This is a genomic window from Treponema sp. OMZ 305 (assembly GCF_024181325.1).
Lineage (GTDB): Bacteria > Spirochaetota > Spirochaetia > Treponematales > Treponemataceae > Treponema.
In genome coordinates, this window is the sequence record NZ_CP051300.1 from 985,981 (window position 1) to 1,010,550 (window position 24,570).

The following is a 24,570-nucleotide window of genomic DNA, read 5'->3' on the forward strand; positions in this document are numbered from 1 at the left end:
CACTCTTTCTCAAAATAACTTTATGTTTGCACTTGCCGTCAACAACGTGATTGCAGTGAGTAAAAACACAACGTCAGCGACTCGAAGCCTGACATCAAAATACGATGTTTTCTTACCGGTGTTTTCAATTCCCTTAACCAATGCTGTGCAGGAAAGTTCTTCCGCGGTCTTGAGACTTTTAAATAGCATCGGCACAAGCACAAATTCCATCGTTCTTATCGGATGGATGAGGGCAGCTCGTTTTGACGTATACAAACCTTTCAGCTTCATCGCATCGATGATAATGAAAAGATCGTCTTTGATTGACGGGACATATCGGAACATAACCGCTATGCTGAGGATAATACCCTTCGGAAGATGCATACGTTCAAGCGCTGTGGTGATCTCCGAAATATTTTTTTGCTTTTGTATTACCGTTCCGAGCAGCATAAAAGGGATAATCCGCTGCACAATAAAAGAGAAAACACCGATAACGGAAAAAACGGCGGAGTGAAACCCCTGTATAGCGCTGTGAAAGATGAACTGATAATAGACAAACAGTCCCGCAAACAAAAGCGCATAACACAACAGAACGCCGTATAATCCCGTTATGACCGGCACTGCCGCAGCAAGCATAAAAGCGCTAAGCGTTACCTCCGGCTTTCCGGAAATAAGCATAAATATCATAATCAATATATCTAACAAAAGAAGCGTTCTCACATCGAATACGGCCGTTTTGTTTTCTTTCATAGTAATCTTTTACCACATACCAAAATCTTTTATGCTATCATAGTTATATAAGTTAGCGGCGGCTATCAAAATGTCAAAGGATTGTCTTTTTGCTATATCTTTTGGCTGGGAGCATAAGAGCGGGAGGTATATTTCAATCTGGATACGCTACACTGCGGTCTTGCGGATATACTGTGCATCGGCTTCCCGAAATAATTTGGGAAAATATTTTGTTCGCCGGAAAGACCCACCCGAAGAGTAGATGATTGAGGCGGCGAAAAAGTTGAAGGGATGCTAGACGGATGCCTTACAGCATGATAATTTGTACTTTAACATTGTGTTCTTCTTGACAATTACTTCTGTTTAGCATTAGTATAGGGGTATGATAAGAAGTTTTGATGATATAGAAACAGAATCCATACGCAACGGTAAGAAAAGTAAAAAGTTACCTCAAACAATTCAGAATGTTGCAAGAAAAAAACTTCGAATGATTGAGGCTGCAAAAGTTATAGAAGATTTAAGGATCCCTCCCGGCAATCGTTTAGAAAAACTTGTTGGGAATTTAGATGGATTTTATTCAATCAGAATAAATGCTCAATGGCGAATCGTATTTAAGTTTGAAAATGGAGGTGCATATAATGTTAGAATCGCAGATTATCACTGATGAAAAATTATCGAATGTTCATCCCGGAGAAATTCTTAAAGAAGATTTTTTAGATGCGATGAATATTTCTGCGTATCGTCTAGCAAAAGAAATTAATGTTCCTGAAACAAGAATCTCAGAAATAATTCACGGAAAGCGTTCAATTACTGCGGATACGGCAATCAGATTTTCAAAATTCTTTGGGACTACAGCAGAATTCTGGCTCAATCTTCAGAATCTTTATGATTTAGAAGAAGAAAACAATAATCATTCCCTAGAATTTGGGACAATAAAAACATATACATATGCATAGATCGTCTAATACCCGCTTCAACCTAACATTGCCTTTGCGGCAATGCAGGTTAAGCGAATGTTAGATTGACCTACTAAAATGCTTCATTCCATTATGTTTTCAACAACAAGGCGGTTGACGTATTAACCTGTACAATTTCCACATTTGCGTTGAAAAAAGATTGTATGTTTTCTTGTGTGATGACCTCGCGGATGTCGCCGAAAAGATAGGTTTGGTCGGCAAGTAATAATCCCTTATCTGCAATGCGGATAATATTTTGAATATAATGCGAATTAATGATGATGGTGGTACGGTTCGATTTTGAAAGTGTTTGTAGTATATTTAAAAGCTGCGCTTGATTATAAAAGTCCAAGTTTGATTCCGGTTCATCGAGGATAAGAAGACGCGGCTGAGAAACCAATGCCTTTGCGATGTATGCCATTTGCATTTCTCCTCCGCTTAACCGGTTACAGTTTTTGTTTTTCAAATGACTGATATGCAAATCGCCAAGAATTTTTTCGCTCATTTCATAATCTTTTTTTGAAGGCGCTGCAAAGTATCGGTTTACACCGCACCTGCCGAATGAAACAAAGTCCAACACAGTGTAAGCGAAAGACAGCGCTTTTGCCTGCGGCACATACGCCAAAAATCGATGCGCTTCTTTTGAGGGGCGGTTCATAATAAAAGAAGCTCCTGCAGTCCATTCGAATATGCCTGCAATGCATTTCAACAACGTTGTTTTCCCTATTCCGTTGCATCCCATAACGGCAAGTATTTCTCCTTCATTCACCGTAAATGAAATATCGTGCAAAATCGGTTTCATACGGTTATATCCAAAAGAGGCGCACTTCACTTCGACTATGTTATTCATGTATGGGTTCATCCTTAAACAAGAAAAGAAAGGCGAAAAGCGGTGCTCCGGCAAGCGATGTGATGATACCAATAGGAATTTCCGAAAACCCGAGTGTTCGTGCAACGGTATCGGAACACAGCATGAACAAAGCGCCGAATACGCTTGAAAGCGGCAACACATATCCGTGATTTGCACCGATAATTTTTCTAGTTGCATGGGGAACCACAAGCCCTATCCATCCGATCATACCGCTTACCGTAACGGCAGAAGCAATCAGTATAGTCGCAGCGCCGAGCGTTATGCCTTTCACCAGTTTTGGATGTACACCGGCAATTGTTGCTTCGTCATCTCCGAGCGATAAAATATTTAATTTCCAGCGTAATACATATAACATACCTGTTCCCACCAAGAACGGAATCAGAATGAAAGTAATGTGCGCAGTACCGGAGGAAGCAAAACTGCCCATAAGCCAAAACGTAATTGCGGGCAGAGTATCGTTTGGATCCGCTGCAAATTTTAGGATGGAAAGCATAGAAACAAATAGCGATGAGATAATGATGCCGCTTAAAACAATAGATAAAACTGAAAAATCTTTTTTCAATCTGCACAACGCAACCACTAAAAAGATACTGAGCAATCCTGCGGTAAAAGAGAGTATGAGCGTTGCGAAGATATTATTACCGAAAAAAAGAATCCCCACCGCCGCGCCGAAACCCGAAGCTGAAGCGGTTCCCAAAACATCGGGACTTGCAAGCGGATTTTGCAAAATACCTTGCATCGCCGTGCCGGCTAATGCAAGAGCGGATCCTACCATAATCGAGAGTATCACACGCGGAAGACGGATATCAAATAAAATATGCCGCTTTACGTCGCCGTTTTCAACCGTTTGCCGTATAACAAGCTTTACAATATCGGACGGTGTAATTGAAAACCGCCCGATAAAGCAGGAAGCAATCGCAGTGATCGCTAATAGCGTTATACCGGAAATAAGTATTTTCCGATATGCCGCATAATCGTACCCGTGCATTTATTGTATTTCTATCGGTTGAAGCATATTGCTGATAACCGCATCCGGTAAATCGGCGGCATACATTTCCTTGTAATACCGTTTGACCTTTTCTTTAAATTCAGTTTCTGTATAACGGTCGGGATACACTTTCATCAGCATCCAAAGTGGTACTAAAGGAGAATCGGCGCACGGCATTCCCCAGCTGTATGTTCCTTGCGGAATATCGAATACGCATTTTTCTTTTACTGCAGTAATAAACGACCAATCGACGCCCTCTACTTTGTTCTGCAAAATATGCGCAGCGGCAGTTACGCTTTTTCCAATCCGCATATTATTGATAAAAATCACATCGGGATTCCACGCATGAATCTGCTCCAGAGAAACCGCCGCTTGTCCTGCCCCGTTCGCAAAGCCTTCCACTGCAGCACTGTTTTCAAAACCTGCCATTTTTAAGAATGCGTCTCCATAACTGTTCTTTCCGCTTACCGTAATCTTTCCGCCAAGATAGCTGAAAATAAAGAGCGCTCTTAATTTTTTACGTTCGCCCGTATTCAAAATTTTTTCGGCAAGCGCATTTGTTTCTTGCCATTGCATTTTGAACCGTTCGGGATTTTTTATCTGAAAAGTATTTGCAAGCAGCGATTCCCATTTTTCCGTTAGTGTTTGCGGATTCATATCTTTTAAGTACATATTCAGCATTGGCGTGTCGATATTTGCTAAATTCTTTTTCTCAAACTCTCCGTAATAGATAATCAGCGAAGGATGCAATGCTGCAAGACTTTCAACATTAATTGTAAAATCGTTATTGACAAACGAAGTGTCGATGTTTTTTGCTCCGGGACTTACGATTTGCAATACTTGCGGATTTGATGTTGAAAAAGTCCGCTGATTTACACCGACAACGGAATCTGCAAGATGCGGAAAAGTCAGCAACATCGAATAAATAGGCGGCGATAAATTGACAATACGAGTTCGCTGTTGGCTCCGCTCCGGTTTTTCTGCATCGTACGATTCTTTTTGCCCTGCAGCAAAAAGGGTGAAGCTCAATGCGGAAATCAAAACCGCATAAATAAATTTTTTATTCATATTTTCCTCCATAATAATAGGGAACCTCTAAAAGCCGCAGTTTTTAGAGATATTCCTTAGGTTTAATTTGCAAAAATAATAAAACTTTTGTAAACTTTTTAAAAATGTTTTTCTATCATCTCATTTGCTTTTTCTAAAAAGCATTCAATAAGAGCACATTCTTGTTCATTAAGCGAATCGATAAAGTCAAAAAAAGATTTATCGCATCTTTGATGATACTGCTCATGTGCGGTATATGCTGCCTGTCCCCGTTTTGTTAAAAATAATTTTTTTCTTTTTTTATCTTCCGTATCCGATTCTTTTTCTACAAACCCGCGTTCCTCAAGTTTCAGTAAAGTTTTGTGAATAACCGCACGGGTAATCCCCATCTCGTGGGCAATTTCCGAACTAAATATCCCCGGATGATCTCCTATCTTTTTTATGATATGAATTTCACCGCGGTAGAATGTCATATCCTTTCCGGCAAATGAGAGCGTGTTGTTTTTTCCGTTTGCAATTTTTTCTACAAACGCGATATACCGTTCAATTACGGTGTTTTTATTTGTCATCGCACACCTTCCGAAATATGATAACCGGATATAAACCGTCGGAGTCTGCCGTTATTTCTTTCAAATTGACGGAACTCAAGGCTTCAATAATCATCTCTTTTGACGGAAATTGATTTTCTCGTTTGAGATTCCCCTTCAACCATCGCGCTGCATACCGCGGTTTGTCTTTTTCCGCTGCGAAAGCGGTATCGTACACCAATAATACTCCACCTTTTTGCAGCGCGTTACTTATTTTTTCGACAAGAGGTTCGAGCATCGCTTGCGCAAACGGAAAAATACCTGAAGCAATTATGAAGTCGTACCCTTCGCCGATATCATCAGAAAGAAAATTTCCTTCCATAATTGAAATACGATTTTTTGCCGGAGAAGTGTCGATGTAGCCCTGTGCAATAGAGGCAACATCTTTTTGCTCAAAAAGAACGCCTTTACATTTTTTATATGTCTCCGCTACCGCAATAAGCAGTGAGCCTGAACCACCGCCTAAGTCAAGAACCTTTTGCGGCGTAAGGTCAAGTTTTTTAATCAGCATCAGCAGCGGTTCTTTTCTTAACACGGCTATTTCCCTTGCGGTAATCCGTGCCATTTCGGCAAAATCAAAAACAGGCTGAGCGCTTGCGGTTTCGGATACGGCTTCCGTTTCATCGCATATATCCGATAACCGTTTTCGGTACAGCAACACCTCGCCTATATACGAGCCGCCCGACCGGGATAAAAACTGCCGTGTTTCATCGGTATTACGATAGCAGTTTCCATCAACGGTTATAAGCCCTTGTACGGTAAGCACATCTAACAATATTTTTATGGATTGTGGACTGCCGAAATTAAGACCGCCGTATTGGTCGGTGTCAACCGATAGAGCTGCCGCAGTCTCTTCCGCTGTTTTACCGTTATCTAATGCCGTAAAAATATCGAGTTCAAGTGCTGTGAAAAAAATATGTGCGTCCAATAGCGCATCGAGTTTTGCATAATATTTCAAAGCGGATTTCATGCATCGTCCTTGTATCACCTCTATTGTATGCTAGGCATACATATATAATACATAAACTCCGGTTTTTTGTCAAAGGGAAAAGGGATAGGATGCACGGAAATAAACCGGCAATGGATTTAACGGATATCTGTTACTAGTCGAGACTGGAAGCGAAGGTTAGTGGCATGATTTTAATTCTTTTACAAGTATGTCCAAAGTCATTTTTCTTTTTTTTACGGTTAATTCACACTGCCATATAATCAGTACTTTATACCCCATGCTATGCAATTCAGTAAAGACTTTTTTATCGCGAATAACATTAGCGGATATTTTTTCTTTCCAGAATTCCGTATTAGTTGTCGGTAATGCGGATTTTTTACAATTTTCGTGTCCGTGCCAAAAACAGCCGTTGACAAATATTATAGTTTTGTATTTAGGCAAAACTATATCCGGCTTTCCCGGTAATTTTTTTACATTCTTTCTATAACGAAATCCATGTGCAAAAAGATATTTACGTACCAATATCTCAGGTTTTGTTTCCTTTCCCGATATTTTTGACATAATATCCGATCTCTTTGATTTTGAAAAAATATCAGGCATATATTCTATTCTTTATTATTTTTTAAAGGGTCACTTAATTCCGGGATGATATTGGAAATTCCCAATCTAGCAGAATAGGAGGAATATTTTTGTAAAATATCGGCAAATAATTTCGATTTTGCTCTAAATATAATTCTATATTTTGAATCATCTTTAAGATTTTCATCTGAAAACATAAAAGTATATCGGAAATCAAAACAAAGCACGCAAGGCTTGGTATCTATTTCTATAGGCCAAAAAAGATATTTATTATCTCCTTTGAATGTAATATTCATAAATTTCCAAATTTTATCATTATCGCTGCTTGAAAGATCATATATAAAACCTCTAACTAATTTTGAATTAATTTTTTTATGAGAAAAATCACATGGCGGTGTCAATTCTATTCCAATAGATATTGAGTTCTTTGGTTGATTTTGTATTTTAAAATCAGACTTATTTTCTATAATTTTATAAATATTTCCTGGAACGATAATATCTTGTTTTATGTTAATACCATCTATAAACTGTTTGGTATTTAATTTAGCATAATTAAATAGTTCTTCTTGTAAATTATTTCTCCATGGATTTTGAGGAATAGAATCGAAAATATTTACATCACTTTCACACTGCTGATTTGTTAAATCAGAATAAAGTAATTCATCAAATGCTTTATATGCATCGGTTGTTAAATCGTATCCTACTACTTGATCATCCGGTATTCCGGTATGGTTCAGTGCCATTTTATACAGGATATACATCAATTCGGTTTTTTGTTTATCATAATCCGCAACTAAAGAATATATATCTGATATTGCCTTACCACTAGCAGATTTAACAGAACTCATCCAATTTACAAAAAAATATGCGGCCTTATCATTTTGTAATATATTTTTCAAATCTTCCAAAATTCCATTGTACCCATTTTGCAAATATTTAGATTTATCAAACGATACGATAAACATGGGTAAGCAATATTTGTCTTTATCCTCCAGTAATTTTTCTTTTAATATTGAAATATCCTCCGTATGTTTAGACCAAACCACTAAGCCGTAACACCCTTTTGTTGCAGGCAGAATTTTTAACAGTATCGGTCTGATTTCCGTGGAAATATTGTTTTTTATATTGATACTATCGTCTAATGATAAGTCCATAAAAATAAGTTGTCTGTATTTTTTTAAAGGTATTATATTCTTAAATTGCTTATCTTGAGGATCGATTAACTGTATTTTTACTGAAATATCTTCGCCTTGCAATTGTTTTGCAAGTTCTTCTATTTCTTTTTCTTGGTCATCAATAATTATAACACTATCAATAAAATCAGTTATCATAGTTGTTCCTTTATTTTTTTTCTTTTGGAAAACAAAGTGCAATAATCGCTTTATTAATTTGATTTTTTTTAACATCTTTCGGCAATTCAATATCATTTTCATCCAAAAATAATAGTTGACCTTTCATTGCTCTCATCATTTCGTTAGCAATATGTAAGCCTAGCCCCATGCCTATATTATGCGGTTTACCTGTAATAAACGGTTGAACGGCAACATCCGTCGGAATATTGAATCCCGGTCCATTGTCGGAAATGATAATCGAATTATATCCTTTTATTTGGTCTGTTATATATAGGGAAATCATTCTGTTACCTTTGCGTGCATAACTAAGCCAAAATATTGAATTATCCAATAAATTAGTCAATGCCGAAATAGATTCAGCCTCTGCTAAATACGCCTTTAATGAATTCTCTTTGCAGTTATCAAAAACTTCTATTTTATGGTCGGAAAATCGGAACGAATAATTGTCTAACGCTGTCAAAACAATCGATGATAATTTAGTTTCTCCAATCGAAGACTTTCTTATCATAGCCGAATATCCGCGAACAATCTTTTCGAGATTAAGTGAAATAGCAATAATATGCTCTGTCTCTCCACTATTCGCATATCCGATTAATGCCGCTACCTGTTTTTCAATTTCGTGAATAACAACACTTAAATTTAATCCGGCGTTGGCACTCTTTATAAGAACTTCCTTGACCTCTCTATATTGTTCATTTATTCGATATAAATACTTTAAGATTTCATCTTTAGTCTCTTTTTCCGTAACTTTGTTTTCTACCAATTCAATAACATCATTTAAATCGGAAAGAACAGGTTCTATCACTTTATCTTTTTTGTAAAGTGTTGTTAATATCGCTTTATCAACATTACGTTCCCTAACAATCAATGATAAAGCATAATCAACCGCATCGACTAATGCTATATAAGAATCGTTTTCAATAAACCCTTCTCTATTGGTTTTTTCTTTGAGTCCGAAACTTTGCGAACGCTTTAACTTAACGGAGCCTAAAATGATATTGTTACTCACGTTACCACCGACCCTATGAACACGTTTCAAATCTATTCCAAGCCAATCATTATCTCTTTCTCCATAGTCGTAAACCCGAACATCGTCCCGATAAACACGAACCCCTCCATTTTCTTTTAAATATGATTTTATACTTGATTTTTCCGCATTGACGAAGTTGAAAATTTGAGCGTCCATTTCATAAATGATGACATCAAACTCTATGTCTCCGATTTCGAAATCGTTTAAATCAATATAGTATTCTACATTTTTCTTTTTACCTGTTTCGTTTATTACTTCTTTGATGCCTTTAATATGAAGGTCCTCTTCAATTAAATCCATCTTCGTCAAATTACGTCCTTTATCAACCTTGGATAAAGAAGTCCACGGTTTAAATTCGTATTGAAAGTTCTCAATTAATCGCCCTTTCATTACACAATGCCCAAAATACAGACCGCTGTCTTTGATGTCCTCAAAAGAGGGAAGACCGGAAAAAAGATTTGAGTTACTACGTATATTTACTTTAAACGAATCGTTTGCTCCGGAAAACGGACTGTTTAAAGATGTTAGATTTCTATAAACCTCTCTTATTTGCCGTCTATCCCAAGTTGTTTTAAGGTCATTGATTATAATTCGCGTACCGGTTTTTCCGTCTTTAAAATAAATAGGCATCTCATTTTCATCAACTTCGATAGTAAAATCGTTTATTTTTTTTACCTGATTTAGGGTTATCCAATTAATGCTGAGATGCACTTCTTTAGCGCTTTCCGTTTTACTAATCAGTGTGATTTTATTTCCTAATTTATGAATTCCGAGACGACCAATACCCTTTTCTCCCAAAGGGAATCTTCCACAACAATTAGGTTCCAATCTTTTATGCTTAAAATCCGTTCCGATAACAAGCCATACGGTTTTGATTGTGTTTAGATTCATGCCAAAGCCGTCATCGGTAATCATCAATGATTTCAATTCCTCATTTTCCGTATTAAAATCTATAGTACAGGTATTTGCACATGCATCGTACGAATTTTTAACCAGTTCAAGAAGCGCAATACTTTCATTCTTGATTAAATCTTCACCAAAATGAGCAATAATCCTGGGGGTTATCGAAAATACTTCTTTCATTTTTTTCCTTGAATTGAATTTATAACAACTTCGCCCAATCTTCTTGCATATTCGGGCGGAACCGCATTGCCTATTAATTTTGCTGTTGCCGTAATACCGGAAGTTTTAAAAACATAGTCTTTCGGAAACGTTTGTAGCGTAGCCCCCTCTCTTACGGATAAGGCTCTATCTTCATCAGGATGTCCGAAACGTCCGTTCGAAATGCTAAAAAACTTTGTAGTAATTGTAGGAGCCGGTTTGTCCCACCACATACGTCCGTATGTATCTTTAAAGTTGTTATCCTTACCTACAAAACATTTTAGCTGGAGATCGGCATCATGAGCCCAATCCAACCTATTCCCTCCGTTATGCTTGGTTTTTTGCAATCTTCTTAAGCTTTTATCACTTAACCCTGCTACCGTATGATTAAAATCGGTATTATCACGATGCCCTGCTTTAACTTTAGAAAATCCGTTTGCTTCACCGATAACTTTATCAAGTGTTATTCCGGTTGTATCGGCACTAGGCAATCGAATATTCGCATTTTTCAATCGTGTAGCAATAAGTGAAAATCGTCTTCTATGTTGCGGTACTCCGTAATAGTTCATATCCACAACTTTATGTACAACTTTCTCATACCCTATATTTTTCAATTTATTAAGGAAGTCCGGTAATATGCTTTCTTTATTTGTTATAATTCCAGGAACATTTTCTACCAGTACATATCCCGGTTTATAATACTCCACAAAACGAGCAAAATCCAATAATAAATCTTTCGATCTCAAGGATTTCGTCTTATCGGAATTTATTATGCTGTAAAATTGGCAAGGACTGCAACCGACAAAAATCAATTCATCATCATTTCTTTTAATTTTAAAAGTATGTTCAAAATATTCGCTTTTCAATTCTTTTATGTCGACTTCAATGAACGTGCTGCGAGGGTTATTGTATTCATATGTCGCTTTAGCATCTTTATCAAAATCAATACCGGCAATAACATCGATTCCTGCTTGCCGAAGACCATAGGTCATTCCTCCGCCGCCGCAGAAAAAATCGATAGCTTTATATTGAATTTTCCTTTCCATAAATCCCTACACCGTCCCCCGGTTTTACTCATCTCGCTATACTTTTTATAATAATAACACAAATTGAGCGTAAAACTCAAGAACTTCGCAGCACCTGTTGTCAAGTTTGCTCCTTGACGTAACGGTTCTTTTTCCGTATACTATTTAGACTTTGTCTGAGGAAGCCTTTTTCGGTCAACTCGGCTCAGGTTGTTTTATTTGCCAACTTAGCTCACCTGGCAGAGCAGCACCCTCGTAACGTGCAGGTACTCGGTTCAAGTCCGAGAGTTGGCTTTTTTAGTAAGTGATTGTGTTATCATTATTTACAAAATACGTTATTCGAACAATTGGGACGACAATATTAAAGATTATGCTATGCCCCGGTACATAAAACCAATACATGTCCGCTTCCAGTATCTGCGATAAAAGTCTTTACTATGGCTGTTTCATATCCTTTTTCAATCCCAAACAAAGAAAAAAGACTTTTATTCGTGCGGAAGGTTTAATACCCGCCGTTCCTCGGCAATGCTCTGCATCGGGGGTGTTGATTTGGATTTTAAAATAACCGGACAAGAGACTGTACCGTGGTAGATTAGTATACTGCTTTTTTTTGTTACTATGCATACCTTGATAGAAATACATAAAAGAAATACAATATAGACATATCAAAAGAGGTGTTTTTATGATGGTTGTTCACGGAAAATTTGAATGGGACAGTAACAAGAATGAGATAAACATCAAAAAACACGGTCTTTCATTTGATGCAATTCTTGAAGTGTTTAATGATCCATACTTTATCGAAAAGATTGATATTGAACATTCAACACTTGAGGAAGAAAGACTAATAGGGATTGGGAGTTTGAACGGTTTTGTAATAATCACGATTGTGTATACGGAACGTGATAGAACAAGGCTTATTTCTTCACGTCTGGCAACAAAAAAGGAGGAGGCTTTTTATTATGAGCAAAGAAAAAACTTTAACTGCTGAAAGAGTGGCGGAACTCCGTAAGAACATTGATTTATCGGATATTCCTGAAATTACGGACTTTTCCGGTTTTAAGCCTCGATACCCTGAATACTTCAAGCCAAAAAGAGAGCAAGTATCAATCAGATTGAGCAAATATCTTATTGACCACTTTAGAGCAATGGGAAAAGGTTGGCAAACAAAGGTAAATGATTTCTTAATGGATGCCGTCAACAACGGACAAATTTAATCGACTTTGTTAAACGCAAAAATAACCGAGCCGTAACGTGCAGGTACTCGGTTCAAGTCCGAGAGTTGGCTTTTATTGATGTTTTTTATCAATTCTGAAATATTATTAGGTTTCCTAAAAATTTTTTAGTTTTTTTGTGTTTTTTGCTTGTTTTTACGGCAAAGCGTGCTATACTGTTGTAAGGGTATTGCAGTATGAGTCAGACACGGTTTGTCGTAAAAGGCGATTTTATATCGGCGGTAACAAAAGACCGTCTTGTAGCACATCCGAATGCGTATGCACTGTGCGAAAACGGACGGATACTTGATTTTGTCGATATATTGCCGGAAGGACAGTGGGAGCATGTCCCCTGTTTTGATTTTTCCGGTATGCTGATTGTCCCCGCCTGTGTTGACTTACACGTTCATGCGCCGCAGTATGCGTTCCGCGGCATGGGGATGGAGCTTGAGCTCATCGATTGGTTGAATACCTATACCTTTCCCGAAGAAGCGAAATATGCCGATGCGGATTACGCTTTGCAGAGCTATCGGCTTTTTACCGATGACCTTGAAGCGAGTCCGTCCTGCCGCGCGGTCATTTTCGGCACCATTCATAACAGCGGCAACCGTGTGTTGGCGGATTTACTGAAAGCTAAAAAGATGCCGTGCCTCGTCGGCAAGGTGAATATGGATCGGAATGCTCCCGACTATTTGTGCGAAACGGCGGAATCTTCTTTTGCCGAGACTCAAGCCTTTGTCGACGCATTTAAAAATGATGATGCCGGTGTTCCCGATGATACCGTTGCTCCTATTATAACGCCCCGCTTTGTGCCTTCGTGTACGCCCGCTTTAATGGATAATCTCGGCAAGCTGGCAGCGGCCCGGCAGTTGCCTATACAGAGCCATCTTTCGGAAAATAAAAAAGAAATCGCGTGGGTGAAGGAACTTCATCCCGAATGCAAAAACTATGCCGAAGTATACGACCGCTACGGTCTTTTAACCGATAAAACCATCCTCGCTCATTGTGTGCATCCTACCGACGAAGAAATAGAATTACTGATTCGGCGCGGCACATACATTGCGCATTGTCCCGAATCAAATATCAATTTAACCAGCGGCATCGCCCCGATCGCGCGTCTTTTGGATGCGGGCGTTCATATCGGGCTCGGCTCAGATGTGGCTGCCGGTTCTCAATTCTCTCTTTTTAAAGCGATGATGTCGGCGCTTCAAGTTTCAAAAATGCGGCGGTATTTTTATGAAGGAGAGCGCGCTCTTTCCGTATCGGAGGCCTTATACCTTGGAACGAAAGGCGGCGGTTCCTTCTTCGGGGATACCGGCAGCTTTGAAAAAAATTTTTGGTTCGATGCGGTAGTGATCGACGATTCTCACTTTAGTGTGCGTGCCGATTTTTCCGTTGAGCAGCGGCTGGAACGGGCGCTCTATTTGACGGAACGGCACAACATGGCTGCAAAATTCGTACAAGGCCGTTGCGTATGGGATAAACGGGAGGAGCTATAATATGGATGAAAAAAGGTTTATCGATATTGCGGCAGGGCGGGTGAAAGCCGATCTGGTGTTAAAAAACGCTTTTGTGCTTAATGTGTTTACCAAAGAGTTTATTAAACAGGATGTTGCGATAGCGGACGGGTATATCGCCGGTGTCGGACAGTACGAAGGCGTTGTAGAAAAAGATTTAACCGGCAAGTTCGTGTGTCCGGGACTTATCGATGCGCACTTGCATATTGAGTCCACGATGGCGTCCCCGCGGAATTTTGCCCGGCAGGCGCTCCGCTGCGGTACTACCGCCGTTATTGCCGACCCGCACGAAATTGCCAACGTCGCGGGCGTTGACGGTATTCTCTATATGCTGGAGGATGCGCGGAAGGCGGTGTTTGCCGATACGAACCAGCCGCTTGTTTCCATCTATTTTATGATTCCTTCCTGCGTGCCCGCTACCGACTTTGAACACACCGGCGGCGCGATTACCGTCTATGATATAGAAAAACTGTTGGATGAGCCGAACGTACTCGGCCTCGGCGAGATGATGAATTATCCTGCAGTCATCCGTGGGGATGAAGCCGTATTGAAAAAGATATCTGCGGCTCGGGAAAAGAAAAAGATATGCGACGGTCATGCGCCGTGCGTGCGCGGCCGAGATTTACAGGCATACTGCGCCGCCGGTATCCGTACCGATCACGAATGCGCATCCTACGATGAAGCATTTGAAAAATTGCAGCAGGGAATGTACATCCTGATACGCGAAGGCTCTTCCGCGCAGGACTTGGAACCTATCGTACGCGGTATGCTGGAGCATAAAACCGATACAAGCCGCTTTGCGTTCTGTACCGACGATAAAAAAATGAGCGACATTTTAGCGAACGGACACATCAATAATAATGTACGCAAAGCGGTGTCGCTCGGTTTATCGCCGGAAGATGCGCTGTGTATGGCGAGCTTTCATGCGGCGCAGTGTTACGGTTTGAGCGGCAGAGGGGCTATCGCTCCGCGTCACTATGCGGATATTGTCGTATTTGATAATATAACGGACTTTTCAATTGATTCGGTGTATAAGGCCGGTATTGAAGTTTCTTCCGTTCCTATGGCGCAAGAAACGGAATCGACGGCGGCAGAGGAACCCTCTTCGTTCTCTATTAAACGGATTACCGACAGTGTTCATGTTGTTCCCGTGTCTCGGAGTGCCTTTAGCGCCGACCGGTTTATGCCGTCGGGTTCCGATAATTTCCATGTTATCGGAATGCAGCGGGGAACCCTTTTTACGAAGCATCTGGTGTTTCCGCGGCAGGAATGCGCCGAGATGCTCAAAGACGGCAAGCTCTGTTATTTGGCGGTGCTGGAGCGGCACAAGAACACCGGCAATATCGGCCGTGCTTTGCTGCACGGTTACGGAGTGTCGAACGGAGCCATCGCGTCGAGTATCGGGCATGATTCGCACAATATCATCGTCGCCGGTTCAAATGCGGCCGATATGCACCGTGCCGTTGAAGAAGTAATCGATATGAAAGGCGGCGTGGCTGTTGTACAAAACGGCACGGTGCTCAGCAAGTTTGCACTGCCGATTGCCGGTTTAATGAGCGCTATGGAACCGGTGCAGCTCGCCGACTGTATTCACGATGCGGCCGAGAAAGCGCATACTATCGGCGTATACCCCGAAGTTGAACCGCTGATCGGTTTGTCGTTCCTTGCGCTGCCGGTTATCCCCGAATTAAAATTGACGGATTCCGGTTTGTTCGATGTAGTAAAATTTCAGTTTATATAGGGAGGTAAAAATGATAGTTGGAAAAGCGGTGCCCCGTGTCGATGCTTACGATAAGGTAACCGGCAGGGCAAAGTATGTTGACGATTATTTTCACAGTGATTTTTTAGTCGCAAAGGTATTGCACAGCACCATTGCGAACGGACTGGTAAAAAAGATCGATACGAGCGCTGCGGAGAAAATTCCCGGCGTGGTTAAGATTGTTACCTGTTTCGATGTGCCGGATATTTGTTTCCCGACTGCGGGACACCCGTGGTCTACCGAGGAGGCACATCAGGATATTGCCGACCGCAAGCTGCTTAATCAGCGGATACGGTATTACGGCGATGATGTTGCAGCCGTTATTGCGGAAGATAATGTAGCCGCCGAACGTGCGTTAAAAGCTATCACCGTTGAATATGAAGAATATCCTCCTATTCTGGATGTGCATCAAGCGATGTCCTCCGAAGCAACCGTATTACACGAAGCGTTCCCGGGCAATGTGCTGAAGCATACGGTGTTTAGCGTGGGCGAGTATGAAGAAACGCCGGATGATCCCGATACTATCATGGTTGAAGGCGATTATGCGGTATCTCCGATTTCTCACTGCCATATTGAAAATCCCGGCTCGTATGCCTATATGAAGGGCGGAAAGATTATCGTGGTGTCTTCCACGCAGCTGCCTCATATTTGCCGCCGTGTGTGCGGACAGGCGCTCGGTATCGACTGGGGAAAAATACGGGTTATCAAGCCGTATATCGGCGGCGGCTTCGGCAACAAGCAGGATATTCTGTATGAGCCGCTGAATGCCTACCTTTGTACGGTGGTCGGCGGACGGTGCGTACAGCTGTCCGTTTCGCGGGAAGAGACCTTTATGTGTACCCGCACGCGCCATGCGATGGAATTCCACATGAAGACAACAGTGCGGAAGTCGGACGGCAGGTTCATTTCGCGCAAAATGCTCTGCTACTCCACAAAGGGCGGTTACGCTTCACACGGACACGCCATTACCGCGAATGCCTCCAACGAGTTTAAGCAGCTCTATTCGGCGGAAAAGGGAATCATTTCCGAAGCGTATTCCGTGTTTACCAATCATATTACCGCAGGGGCTATGCGCGCGTATGGGATTCCGCAAGCGGATTTTGCCCTTGAATCTTTTATGGATGATATGGCGCTCAAACTGAATATGGATCCTGTTGATTTGCGGCTCAAGAACTGTATGCGGGAAGGGTACGAAGACCCTGTTACAAAGATTAGAGCAAACTCGGATGGGCTCTATCAATGCTTGCAGAAAGGCCGCGAGGTGTTCCACTGGGATGAGCTGCGGAAAAAGTATGCAAATCAAACAGGGCCGGTGCGCCGCGGTGTTGGAGTTGCCTGTTTTAACTACAAAACCGGCGTTTACCCCATCTCGCTCGAAACCGCCTCCGCCCGTATCATGCTCAATCAGGACGGCAGTATTCAAATTCAGATGGGGGCGACGGAAATAGGGCAGGGCGCCGATACGGTGTTCTGCCAGATGGCTGCCGAAGTGCTTTCGCTGCCGATGGATAAGGTCTATATTTTTTCCGAACAGGATACCGATGTTACCCCGTACGACAGCGCGGCTTATGCTTCCCGTCAAACGTATGTCAGCGGCAAGGCGATTAAAAAGACCGCCGAATCGCTTAAACGGAAGATATTGGACTATGCGGCGGGAATGCTCGATATGAAGGCCGATGAGCTTGATCTTCAGCATGAAAAAATTATTGTCCGCAGTACCGGTGAAGAGCGGCTCACCTTGGAAGAGGTCGCAATGGAAAGCTGTTACAGTATGAAGGAATCCAATCACCTCAGCGCGGAAGAAACGTCGCATTGTACCGATAACTGCTTCTCGTTCGGTGCTACCTTTGTTGAGATTGAGGTTGATATCCCAGTCGGCAAAATCAAGGTATTGAATATTTTGAACCTGCACGACAGCGGTACGCTTATCAATCCGCAGTTGGCGGCAGCTCAAGTACACGGCGGCATGGGAATGGGTCTCGGCGCGGCAACTGCCGAACAGATGCTTTACGACAATAAAGGTAAGCTGCTGAACGGGAACCTTTTGGATTATAAGCTGCCGACGGCGATGGATCTTCCCGACTTACACGAGCTGTTTATCGAAAATGCCGACCCCACCGGCCCCTTCGGGAATAAATCACTGGGCGAGCCGCCGATTATTTCGCAGCCGCCGGCAATTCGCAATGCCCTGCTCCATGCCACCGGCGTTGCCATTAACAAGTTGCCGCTTAATCCTCAGCGGCTTTTTGAAGCGTTCAGCGAGAGCGGGCTGCTGAAGGAGGTAATCTAATATGTACGATATGGAAAGTTTTTATCAAGCGACATCCATCGCCGATGCCGTAAGCGCCTTAGTCCGTACCGAAAATCCGGTTATCCTTGCCGGCGGCACCGACGTGCTGATTCAAATGCGGGAAGGTAAACTTGCCGGACGGAATGTCGTGTCTATTTTCGGCATCCCCGAATTGCGCGGCGTGAGCATAGACGAAGAAGGTACTATCCGCATCCGTCCGCTAACGGTCTTTAGCGAATTAACCGGAAGTCCCATCGTGCAAAAGCACTTACCGATGCTCGGCTATGCGGCCGATCAGGTCGGCGGGCCTCAGATACGGAATATGGGAACCGCAGGCGGGAATATCTCTAACGGTGTAACGAGCGCCGACACCGCACCCAGCCAGCAATGCTTTAACTCGGTTGTCGAAATTACCGGCCCGGACGGAGTGCGGTTGGTTCCCGTGCAGGAGTTTTACGTCTCCGCCGGAAAGGTGGTATTGCAAAAAGGCGAGTTGGTAACCTCATTCCTCATTAAAAAGAAGGACTACGAAGGCTTTACCGGCGACTACATTAAGTACGCAATGCGTAATGCGATGGATATTGCGAACTTGAGCTGCGCTTCCCTTGTAAAAACCAAACGGGAAAACGGCGCATTAAAAATCGACGAGGTGCGTATGTGCTTCGGCGTTGCCGCTCCGGTACCGCTCCGCTGTAAAAATACCGAGGCTTTTTTAACCGGTAAAGAAATCAACGATGCATTATATGAAGGCTTGCAGGAAGTGCTCCTCACGGATATCAATCCCCGTGACTCGTGGCGCGCGTCAAAAGCGTTCAGAGTTAATACCGCTAAGCAAATAGCGGTGCGATCTTTACGGAAAGCTGTCGAGCGGCAGGAGGTGTAAGCATGTTAAAAATTATTAGTATGAAAGTGAACGGAAAGCAACGCGAGCTTGCCGTTGATGTTCGGGAATCGCTTGCCGACGCGCTTCGCAATAGGCTTGCGTTGACGAGCGTTAAAAAAGGCTGTGAAGTAGGAGAATGCGGCGCCTGTACCGTGTTGGTGGATGGAGTGTCCGTCGATAGCTGTATTTACCTTGCAGTCTGGGCGGACGGCAAGAGCATTTTGACGGTCGAAGGCTTGCAGGGCGAAAACGGAGAACTCAATCCGATACAGCAGGCCTTTATCGATGAAGCGGCGGTTCAATGCGGCTTCTGTACCCCCGGCCTTATTCTGACGGCGGTAGAAATTGTCGGCAGCGGAAAGCTGTATACACGGGAGGAGCTGCGTAAGCTTATCTCCGGACACTTGTGCCGCTGTACCGGCTACGAAAACATTCTCCGCGCAGTCGAAAAAGCGATGAAGCAAAATCTTGAAAACCTTGAACAAATGAAAAAGGCGGGAGCGTAAGACTCGGACTTGAGTATTGGGCGCCGCTAAAAATTGTAAGCCTATCCGAGATGATGTTTTTCATAAGTTTTGGAATACCAATAACTTATGAAAAACATTGTATGAAACGCCTATTTTTTATGCAGCTTTTTTACTGTGCTGCACTTGTTTTTGCGGTTGATGATGACAGCAAAGCTGAAAAAGAGAAACGATGCAATCGGCCTTAGTTATTAAACAGATAGATGATTATGATTACATATTAAGAGAGCAATTCGGCTTTCGCTGTGCAGATGAGGGGCGTTGTAAAACATATACGGTTCCGAAAGAGGTCGGAGTCGGAACTATCCGCAATATTTTCCCTTGCGGGAATGTCGGGCTTTCTATTATTCGGCTCAAACTGCGCTATCCGCTGGTGATGCAGTATGACGGCTATAATTCCGCATTTGAAACGACGTGTTGTTTTGGCGGGCATATCGCCTATTCCGAAACGGGCGTAATCGACACTTGCCTTTCACCGAATGAGCTGGGCATTTATACCAAGCAAAACAGCTGCGGTATGATGATGTATCCGGTAGGGGAGGATATTACGGCTGTTTCTCTATTCGGTACGGATGAATTTAAGCAAGCGCTGCCCTTTGCGTTTGCAGGTATGCAATCCCAAAACACAAAGCCGGATGGCTTGACGGATTGGCTGATGGAGCCGAAAAAACCGGAACTTCCGTTTATACGGCTTTTTAAGGATATTATCGATAGTCCGGTAGAAGGTGCGATGCAGCCGATCTTTTATGAAGGTATTACCAAAACGCTGCTTACACAACTTTGGCAACGTTACATTGCAAACCCCATGCGCGGAATTACCCGTTCCTCGCTTTCTCCCGCCGAATACGCTGCCGTGTTACGCGCTCACGATATCTTATCGGAACAATACGCCGATCCTCCGACAATTCCGCAATTAGCGCGGCAGGTCTTTTTAAACGAAACTCGATTAAAGCAGGGTTTTAAAGAAACATTCGGAAAAACAATTCATCAGTTTACCCATAGCATAAGGATGGAAACGGCACGATCATTATTGGATGATAAAAACACAACGGTCAGCCAAGCCGCTTATGCAGTCGGGTATGTGAATGTCAGTCATTTCTCGCAAGCCTTCCGAAAATTTTATGAAAGAAGTTTGAGGGGCAACATCAATCGCTGAAATAGACATGCCTTTTTTCATACGGCTTTTCCGGAATATTATCGATAATTCTGATAGAAGACACATCGCAGCCGCTTTTTTTTGTACGATAACTATCGGGACGGCTGTTTTTATATGCATTATACTCTCCGTAGGTTTTGGAGCAAAAGATGAATATCATTCAATCATTTAACGGAACGATGGCTTATATTGAAAGAACTATTGAGACAGGGTGCGATGAAGCGGAGATTGCGCGCATTTCCGGCTATTCCTATCCGCTATTCAGCAGAATTTTTTCGATATTGGTCGGGTATCCTTTAAATGAATATCTCCGTTTTAGAAAACTCAGCAGAGCCGCCGCCGATTTGCGCAATACCGATGCTAAGATTATCGACATAGCATTGGCGTACGGCTATGAATCGCCTGATTCTTTTGCAGCTGCGTTTAAGAAATTCCACGGCGTCAGTCCGAGCGCGGTTCGGAACGGAAAAGAATTTAAATCATTTGCTCCAATTAAATTATCTTTAACCGTCAACGGAGGGCAAACTATGGAAGTCAAAATTGAAAAAAAGAGCGGATTTACGCTTGCAGGCATTCAAGTCGATGCGGATCGAACCAGTGATTTTCCGAAAGTCTGGAACAGCCTTTTTGAAAAAGCTTCGCACGAAGAACTTGCAAAACTCGGAAACGGCAGGAGCTTCGGCGTCTGTTCCGAGGTAAAAGACGGCAAAACGTTTACCTATGCAGCGGCATATGATTGCCGTGATGCACAAAAGGCGGCCAAACTCGGCTTGTCGGTGATGCACATCCCTGAAGCCGAATACGCAGTAGTCCAGCTGAAAGGCCCCGTTCCCGACTGCATCCACAAAGGCTGGAAGTATGTTATGGAAACCTTCTTTCCCGAACAAGGGTACTGTCATGCCGGTACTCCCGACTTTGAAGCATATTCGGAAGGGGATATGTACAGCAAGAATTACATGATGGAGCTATGGGTGCCTATTGTAAAGGCATAAGGCTGTGAATTACTCTTCCTCCGCAGTCCTGTCGCTGCGGGGGAAGCTGTATTCTTTCAATCTTCATAGTGCCCTTTACATGAAACAATATAGATTATGCCGTCTTTCTCGTAGTAGACAATTCGATTCGTATTATCAATACGTCTGCTCCACATACCGCTTAAATTTCCCTTTAGGGGTTCCGGCTTACCTATCCCCTCAAAAGTACTTCGCTGAATATCTTTGATAAGCCCGTTTATTTTTTTCAGTGTCTTCTTGTCCTGTGCCTGCCAATATAAATAATCATCCCATGCTCTATCTTCCCATAATAGCCGCATTACTCTGCCTCAATCAACTCATGCTCGGCAAAATGAGCCTTTCCTTCTTTTATATCACGCACAATATTTTCAAGATAGCGGATATTACTTTCAGAATAGAACGGGTCAACGGCGACTTCAAAAGGTATGCGCTTTTCTCTACCGACTTTTTTTGCAAAAATCGTAAACGCCGCACTCATAGAAAGCCCTAATTCGGAACAGGTCTGTTCCATACTCTTTTTTACATCTTCGTCTAAACGAAAATTCACATTTACTGCTTGTGCCATATTTCCCCCTGTGTTACTTCTATGATAAATCGGCTAATAAAAAATAGCAAGCATCTTCATTACGTTTTATTTAATTTGTAATGAAGATATAGTAAACCTGTTCGGAAACTTCCGTTTTGGAACAGGTTACCTTGAAAAGTGAACAACAGCGGCTTGTTTTTTTAAGCTTATGTTTTATAGTGTAGGTGGGAAATCCCACTATTCGGAGGCATACTATGCTAAGTATAAATTCTGAATTCTCTGAATTATAGGAAACAGTGTAATTTTTTAGAGCTAATAATGAGTTAAACCGCACAGACCTTGAGCCTGTGTCGGCTTTGAACTTCTTGTTATGGCATATTATTATGCATAAGCGTAGGCTTTTATCTCTTCTAATTGCGGAGCAAGCTCTAACTTTGCATTTCTTATATCAATATCATCCTGCAAAGCCATAAAATAACCATCTGAAACTCCAAAGAATTTTGCAAGTCGTAAAGATGTATCTACAGTAATTCTTCTGCGATTATGAAGAATATCCTGAATGCGAGATGTAGGAACCTTAATTTCCTGTGCTACTTTATATGCGGAAAGTCCAAGAGGAATCAAGAATTCTTCATTTAAGATTTCACCCATTGTCGGTGTTTCGATATACTCTGCCATAGTTTTCTCCTAGTGGTAACCCACAATTTCTACATTATAAAAGTGTCCGTATTCGCAAAAGTCTTTATCATAAATTAAATGTACGCCGATTCTTTTGTTTCCATCTACAAAAGGGTGATTCTCAATCAAAGAGTAGCACAGCTGTGAAGCCTTGTCTAAAATATTAGGATAAAGATTGTTCCCGCCAAAAGTTTGAAATGGTGTTTTCAATGCTGAATCCAAGAGCTGCGCGTCATGTATACCATCCATACCGCCTATCTTTTCGATAAGAGACCTGTGGATTTTTACTACTTGTTCATACTCAAAGAAAATCATTTAGCTAATTCCTGATACGCTTGCTTATTCTGATCGATGAGAGAATCGGAAATTGCAAAAAGTTTTTCATCAGAAACGGTATGATATGGCTTGTCATCCTCCAAAACGGTTATTATTACTTTTCTACCGTTATAGTATTCAAGCGAAGAGTAATCCGTAAGAATGGTATTTCCCTGAATAATCCCAGTTATTGCAAACATTTTGCTGCCTCCGGGTAATATTATACATATATTGATTATTTTTTTACAGAGCTTTTCATAAACATACCCCCTGGTACTCTGATTCGAAGGATGGAATTATTGTCAAATTAATTGATAAATATAACAATACCTGTTTGGGGCATAATAAATTCCGATTGGGGTAGAGATGTTCGTGCCTTTCTATAAACTAATACCTGCAAATAAAGGGCAACCGCATCAGTCTAAAGTCTAATCGCAGAATAAATAGGCGGGGCACCATTTGAGCTGCAAAGCAGCGAAACTCTGGTGAGCTGCCTGTTTATTCTGTGTGAATATCAAAAAAGTACTGATGCGTTTGCTGTGATGATACTATGGGGCATTTGAAACAAACGTGAGAATTATTAAAAAAGCGGGGTATCTTATCCTTGTTTTGGTGTGCGTGTCCTTTCTTTCGTTTTTGCTGGCAAATATTTCGGCGATTGATCCTGCGGAAGCGTATGCGCGGAGGGTTGTCCGTTCTGCAAATAAGGAGTTGATTGCGCAATACCGTGAGCTTACCGGATTTGATAAGACGATTCTGCAGCAGTATTTGTCATGGCTGCATAAAGCGGTGCGACTGGATTTCGGCGCATCGTACCTTACCAAAAAATCCGTACGGCAAGAACTCGGCAAGGCGCTGCCTGTAACGCTGCTGATTGCCGCCTGTGCATCGGCATTCAGCATCATTGCTGCCGTTCCGCTCGGCATAGCGGCGGCTTTGTACAAAAACCGGTTGGCGGATAAACTTATCGGCTTCATTTCTTTCTTGAGTTTTTCCGTACCCGGTTATTGCATCGGTCTTTTGGTTTTGCTCGTTTTCGGTATGCGCTTACATCTATTTCCCGTTATCGGGCACGGGCAGGGGGGCAGTGTGCTGTTTGCCTCTTTTACCCTTGCTTTGCCGATGACCGGTACGCTTATCCGCCTTTTACGCTCTTTCTTATTGGAAAATGAGGAGAAAGAGTATGTTCAATACGCGAAAGCCCGCGGGATTACCGACCGGAACATTATGACGCGTCATCTTTTACGCAACGCAGCTCCGATGCTTGTAACTTTGTGGGGACAAAATATCGGCTATCTTATTGCGGGAACTGCGATTGCAGAAACTATCTTTTCAATTCCGGGGATCGGTATGTATGCACTGAACGCCGCAGTTAACCGCGATTTTCCCGTCATCAATGCGTATCTTATTGTAACAGCGTTTACATTTACCGTGTGCAACGGCGCGGCAGAGTTTATCGGCGAAGCGCTTAATCCTTCTTAAAACGTTCGTTGAGGAATCGTGCATGA

Annotated in this window: 27 protein-coding genes and 1 tRNA gene; 13 read left to right on the plus strand and 15 right to left on the minus strand. The window is 42.2% G+C overall.

Annotated features, from left to right (window positions below):
• Positions 1-9 precede the first annotated feature (9 nt).
• A complete protein-coding gene (locus ABK01_RS04385) occupies positions 10-729 on the minus strand; it encodes an energy-coupling factor transporter transmembrane component T (RefSeq protein WP_212566234.1) in 720 nt (239 codons plus the stop codon).
• A 361-nt stretch (positions 730-1,090) separates the two neighbouring features.
• Here ABK01_RS04385 and ABK01_RS04390 point away from each other — a divergent pair, with 361 nt between their 5' ends.
• The gene (locus ABK01_RS04390; protein ID WP_253676365.1) at positions 1,091-1,372 is read left to right on the plus strand and encodes a type II toxin-antitoxin system RelE/ParE family toxin; all 282 of its coding nucleotides are present in this window, start codon (positions 1,091-1,093) and stop codon (positions 1,370-1,372) included.
• Complete coding sequence (locus ABK01_RS04395; RefSeq protein WP_253676366.1) at positions 1,347-1,664, plus strand: HigA family addiction module antitoxin; 318 nt, start codon at positions 1,347-1,349, stop codon at positions 1,662-1,664. Before ABK01_RS04390 ends, ABK01_RS04395 begins: the two co-directional genes overlap by 26 nt.
• A gap of 91 nt (positions 1,665-1,755) precedes the next feature.
• Here ABK01_RS04395 and ABK01_RS04400 read toward each other — a convergent pair whose 3' ends face one another.
• The 9 genes from ABK01_RS04400 to ABK01_RS04440 form a co-directional block, all read right to left on the minus strand.
• On the minus strand, positions 1,756-2,514 hold the full coding sequence (locus tag ABK01_RS04400) for an ABC transporter ATP-binding protein (protein WP_253676367.1): 759 nt from the start codon (positions 2,512-2,514) through the stop codon (positions 1,756-1,758).
• Positions 2,507-3,523 carry a FecCD family ABC transporter permease gene (locus ABK01_RS04405; RefSeq protein WP_253676368.1) on the minus strand — a complete coding sequence of 339 codons (1,017 nt, stop codon included), beginning with the start codon at positions 3,521-3,523 and terminating at the stop codon, positions 2,507-2,509. Before ABK01_RS04405 ends, ABK01_RS04400 begins: the two co-directional genes overlap by 8 nt.
• On the minus strand, positions 3,524-4,591 hold the full coding sequence (locus ABK01_RS04410) for an ABC transporter substrate-binding protein (protein WP_253676369.1): 1,068 nt from the start codon (positions 4,589-4,591) through the stop codon (positions 3,524-3,526).
• A gap of 98 nt (positions 4,592-4,689) precedes the next feature.
• Positions 4,690-5,139: a MarR family winged helix-turn-helix transcriptional regulator gene (locus ABK01_RS04415; RefSeq protein ID WP_253676370.1), complete on the minus strand. Its 450-nt coding sequence runs from the start codon at positions 5,137-5,139 to the stop codon at positions 4,690-4,692.
• Positions 5,129-6,127, minus strand: coding sequence for a class I SAM-dependent methyltransferase (locus ABK01_RS04420; protein ID WP_253676371.1), 999 nt, complete (start codon positions 6,125-6,127; stop codon positions 5,129-5,131). The genes ABK01_RS04415 and ABK01_RS04420 overlap by 11 nt, the downstream gene beginning before the upstream one ends.
• A 156-nt stretch (positions 6,128-6,283) precedes the next feature.
• Positions 6,284-6,706: a very short patch repair endonuclease gene (locus tag ABK01_RS04425; RefSeq protein ID WP_212566242.1), complete on the minus strand. Its 423-nt coding sequence runs from the start codon at positions 6,704-6,706 to the stop codon at positions 6,284-6,286.
• A gap of 5 nt (positions 6,707-6,711) precedes the next feature.
• On the minus strand, positions 6,712-8,016 hold the full coding sequence (locus ABK01_RS04430) for a hypothetical protein (RefSeq protein WP_212566243.1): 1,305 nt from the start codon (positions 8,014-8,016) through the stop codon (positions 6,712-6,714).
• A 10-nt stretch (positions 8,017-8,026) separates the two neighbouring features.
• Positions 8,027-10,150 (minus strand): ATP-binding protein, encoded by a 2,124-nt coding sequence (locus tag ABK01_RS04435; protein WP_253676372.1) that lies wholly within the window; start codon positions 10,148-10,150, stop codon positions 8,027-8,029.
• Complete coding sequence (locus ABK01_RS04440) at positions 10,147-11,214, minus strand: DNA cytosine methyltransferase (protein ID WP_212566246.1); 1,068 nt, start codon at positions 11,212-11,214, stop codon at positions 10,147-10,149. The genes ABK01_RS04435 and ABK01_RS04440 overlap by 4 nt, the downstream gene beginning before the upstream one ends.
• Before the next feature lie 200 nt (positions 11,215-11,414).
• Between ABK01_RS04440 and ABK01_RS04445 the strand changes: the two genes are divergently transcribed.
• The 10 genes from ABK01_RS04445 to ABK01_RS04490 all read left to right on the plus strand — a co-directional run bounded on the left by ABK01_RS04445 (position 11,415) and on the right by ABK01_RS04490 (position 21,525).
• Positions 11,415-11,487 (plus strand) — tRNA-Thr (locus ABK01_RS04445).
• 388 nt (positions 11,488-11,875) lie between these two features.
• On the plus strand, positions 11,876-12,181 hold the full coding sequence (locus ABK01_RS04450; RefSeq protein ID WP_016523207.1) for a BrnT family toxin: 306 nt from the start codon (positions 11,876-11,878) through the stop codon (positions 12,179-12,181).
• Positions 12,153-12,407 carry a BrnA antitoxin family protein gene (locus ABK01_RS04455; RefSeq protein ID WP_016523208.1) on the plus strand — a complete coding sequence of 85 codons (255 nt, stop codon included), beginning with the start codon at positions 12,153-12,155 and terminating at the stop codon, positions 12,405-12,407. Before ABK01_RS04450 ends, ABK01_RS04455 begins: the two co-directional genes overlap by 29 nt.
• A gap of 194 nt (positions 12,408-12,601) precedes the next feature.
• A complete protein-coding gene (locus tag ABK01_RS04460) occupies positions 12,602-13,903 on the plus strand; it encodes an amidohydrolase family protein (protein ID WP_253676373.1) in 1,302 nt (433 codons plus the stop codon).
• 1 nt (position 13,904) lies between these two features.
• A complete protein-coding gene (ade, locus tag ABK01_RS04465; RefSeq protein ID WP_253676374.1) occupies positions 13,905-15,662 on the plus strand; it encodes an adenine deaminase in 1,758 nt (585 codons plus the stop codon).
• A 10-nt stretch (positions 15,663-15,672) separates the two neighbouring features.
• Positions 15,673-17,970 carry a xanthine dehydrogenase subunit XdhA gene (gene xdhA, locus ABK01_RS04470; RefSeq protein ID WP_253676375.1) on the plus strand — a complete coding sequence of 766 codons (2,298 nt, stop codon included), beginning with the start codon at positions 15,673-15,675 and terminating at the stop codon, positions 17,968-17,970.
• A 1-nt stretch (position 17,971) separates the two neighbouring features.
• Positions 17,972-18,853 carry a xanthine dehydrogenase subunit XdhB gene (gene xdhB / locus ABK01_RS04475; RefSeq protein WP_253676376.1) on the plus strand — a complete coding sequence of 294 codons (882 nt, stop codon included), beginning with the start codon at positions 17,972-17,974 and terminating at the stop codon, positions 18,851-18,853.
• Between the two features lie 2 nt (positions 18,854-18,855).
• Positions 18,856-19,359 carry a xanthine dehydrogenase subunit XdhC gene (xdhC, locus tag ABK01_RS04480; RefSeq protein ID WP_212566250.1) on the plus strand — a complete coding sequence of 168 codons (504 nt, stop codon included), beginning with the start codon at positions 18,856-18,858 and terminating at the stop codon, positions 19,357-19,359.
• Between the two features lie 190 nt (positions 19,360-19,549).
• On the plus strand, positions 19,550-20,533 hold the full coding sequence (locus ABK01_RS04485; protein ID WP_253676377.1) for a helix-turn-helix transcriptional regulator: 984 nt from the start codon (positions 19,550-19,552) through the stop codon (positions 20,531-20,533).
• A gap of 149 nt (positions 20,534-20,682) precedes the next feature.
• Positions 20,683-21,525, plus strand: a complete 843-nt coding sequence (locus ABK01_RS04490; RefSeq protein ID WP_253676378.1) for an AraC family transcriptional regulator — start codon at positions 20,683-20,685, stop codon at positions 21,523-21,525.
• A gap of 56 nt (positions 21,526-21,581) precedes the next feature.
• On the opposite strand, the gene ABK01_RS04495 is transcribed toward ABK01_RS04490, so the two are convergent.
• The 5 genes from ABK01_RS04495 to ABK01_RS04515 all read right to left on the minus strand — a co-directional run bounded on the left by ABK01_RS04495 (position 21,582) and on the right by ABK01_RS04515 (position 23,262).
• On the minus strand, positions 21,582-21,842 hold the full coding sequence (locus tag ABK01_RS04495; protein WP_253676379.1) for a Txe/YoeB family addiction module toxin: 261 nt from the start codon (positions 21,840-21,842) through the stop codon (positions 21,582-21,584).
• Complete coding sequence (locus ABK01_RS04500) at positions 21,842-22,108, minus strand: type II toxin-antitoxin system RelB/DinJ family antitoxin (protein ID WP_212566254.1); 267 nt, start codon at positions 22,106-22,108, stop codon at positions 21,842-21,844. The genes ABK01_RS04495 and ABK01_RS04500 overlap by 1 nt, the downstream gene beginning before the upstream one ends.
• Before the next feature lie 342 nt (positions 22,109-22,450).
• The gene (locus ABK01_RS04505) at positions 22,451-22,747 is read right to left on the minus strand and encodes a HigA family addiction module antitoxin (protein ID WP_162664322.1); all 297 of its coding nucleotides are present in this window, start codon (positions 22,745-22,747) and stop codon (positions 22,451-22,453) included.
• A gap of 9 nt (positions 22,748-22,756) precedes the next feature.
• Positions 22,757-23,062 (minus strand): type II toxin-antitoxin system death-on-curing family toxin, encoded by a 306-nt coding sequence (locus tag ABK01_RS04510; protein WP_253676380.1) that lies wholly within the window; start codon positions 23,060-23,062, stop codon positions 22,757-22,759.
• Positions 23,059-23,262, minus strand: coding sequence for a hypothetical protein (locus ABK01_RS04515; RefSeq protein ID WP_253676381.1), 204 nt, complete (start codon positions 23,260-23,262; stop codon positions 23,059-23,061). The genes ABK01_RS04510 and ABK01_RS04515 overlap by 4 nt, the downstream gene beginning before the upstream one ends.
• Positions 23,263-23,632: 370 nt before the next feature.
• Here ABK01_RS04515 and ABK01_RS04520 point away from each other — a divergent pair, with 370 nt between their 5' ends.
• On the plus strand, positions 23,633-24,544 hold the full coding sequence (locus ABK01_RS04520; protein WP_253676382.1) for an ABC transporter permease: 912 nt from the start codon (positions 23,633-23,635) through the stop codon (positions 24,542-24,544).
• Positions 24,545-24,570 lie beyond the last annotated feature (26 nt).

What these genes read in the sequence shown, in the direction of transcription:
- ABK01_RS04485 (WP_253676377.1), top strand. Translation starts at nt 19,550, where the DNA reads ATGCAATCGGCCTTAGTTATTAAACAGATAGATGATTATGATTACATA.
- ABK01_RS04385 (WP_212566234.1), bottom strand. Translation starts at nt 729, where the DNA reads ATGAAAGAAAACAAAACGGCCGTATTCGATGTGAGAACGCTTCTTTTG.
- ABK01_RS04455 (WP_016523208.1), top strand. Translation starts at nt 12,153, where the DNA reads ATGAGCAAAGAAAAAACTTTAACTGCTGAAAGAGTGGCGGAACTCCGT.
- ABK01_RS04515 (WP_253676381.1), bottom strand. Translation starts at nt 23,262, where the DNA reads ATGTTTGCAATAACTGGGATTATTCAGGGAAATACCATTCTTACGGAT.
- ABK01_RS04505 (WP_162664322.1), bottom strand. Translation starts at nt 22,747, where the DNA reads ATGGCAGAGTATATCGAAACACCGACAATGGGTGAAATCTTAAATGAA.
- ABK01_RS04400 (WP_253676367.1), bottom strand. Translation starts at nt 2,514, where the DNA reads ATGAATAACATAGTCGAAGTGAAGTGCGCCTCTTTTGGATATAACCGT.
- xdhB (WP_253676376.1), top strand. Translation starts at nt 17,972, where the DNA reads ATGTACGATATGGAAAGTTTTTATCAAGCGACATCCATCGCCGATGCC.
- ABK01_RS04435 (WP_253676372.1), bottom strand. Translation starts at nt 10,150, where the DNA reads ATGAAAGAAGTATTTTCGATAACCCCCAGGATTATTGCTCATTTTGGT.
- ABK01_RS04410 (WP_253676369.1), bottom strand. Translation starts at nt 4,591, where the DNA reads ATGAATAAAAAATTTATTTATGCGGTTTTGATTTCCGCATTGAGCTTC.
- ade (WP_253676374.1), top strand. Translation starts at nt 13,905, where the DNA reads ATGGATGAAAAAAGGTTTATCGATATTGCGGCAGGGCGGGTGAAAGCC.
- ABK01_RS04395 (WP_253676366.1), top strand. Translation starts at nt 1,347, where the DNA reads ATGTTAGAATCGCAGATTATCACTGATGAAAAATTATCGAATGTTCAT.
- xdhA (WP_253676375.1), top strand. Translation starts at nt 15,673, where the DNA reads ATGATAGTTGGAAAAGCGGTGCCCCGTGTCGATGCTTACGATAAGGTA.
- ABK01_RS04440 (WP_212566246.1), bottom strand. Translation starts at nt 11,214, where the DNA reads ATGGAAAGGAAAATTCAATATAAAGCTATCGATTTTTTCTGCGGCGGC.
- ABK01_RS04500 (WP_212566254.1), bottom strand. Translation starts at nt 22,108, where the DNA reads ATGGCACAAGCAGTAAATGTGAATTTTCGTTTAGACGAAGATGTAAAA.
- ABK01_RS04405 (WP_253676368.1), bottom strand. Translation starts at nt 3,523, where the DNA reads ATGCACGGGTACGATTATGCGGCATATCGGAAAATACTTATTTCCGGT.
- ABK01_RS04415 (WP_253676370.1), bottom strand. Translation starts at nt 5,139, where the DNA reads ATGACAAATAAAAACACCGTAATTGAACGGTATATCGCGTTTGTAGAA.
- ABK01_RS04420 (WP_253676371.1), bottom strand. Translation starts at nt 6,127, where the DNA reads ATGAAATCCGCTTTGAAATATTATGCAAAACTCGATGCGCTATTGGAC.
- ABK01_RS04390 (WP_253676365.1), top strand. Translation starts at nt 1,091, where the DNA reads ATGATAAGAAGTTTTGATGATATAGAAACAGAATCCATACGCAACGGT.
- ABK01_RS04495 (WP_253676379.1), bottom strand. Translation starts at nt 21,842, where the DNA reads ATGCGGCTATTATGGGAAGATAGAGCATGGGATGATTATTTATATTGG.
- ABK01_RS04510 (WP_253676380.1), bottom strand. Translation starts at nt 23,062, where the DNA reads ATGATTTTCTTTGAGTATGAACAAGTAGTAAAAATCCACAGGTCTCTT.
- xdhC (WP_212566250.1), top strand. Translation starts at nt 18,856, where the DNA reads ATGTTAAAAATTATTAGTATGAAAGTGAACGGAAAGCAACGCGAGCTT.
- ABK01_RS04490 (WP_253676378.1), top strand. Translation starts at nt 20,683, where the DNA reads ATGAATATCATTCAATCATTTAACGGAACGATGGCTTATATTGAAAGA.
- ABK01_RS04460 (WP_253676373.1), top strand. Translation starts at nt 12,602, where the DNA reads ATGAGTCAGACACGGTTTGTCGTAAAAGGCGATTTTATATCGGCGGTA.
- ABK01_RS04425 (WP_212566242.1), bottom strand. Translation starts at nt 6,706, where the DNA reads ATGCCTGATATTTTTTCAAAATCAAAGAGATCGGATATTATGTCAAAA.
- ABK01_RS04450 (WP_016523207.1), top strand. Translation starts at nt 11,876, where the DNA reads ATGATGGTTGTTCACGGAAAATTTGAATGGGACAGTAACAAGAATGAG.
- ABK01_RS04430 (WP_212566243.1), bottom strand. Translation starts at nt 8,016, where the DNA reads ATGATAACTGATTTTATTGATAGTGTTATAATTATTGATGACCAAGAA.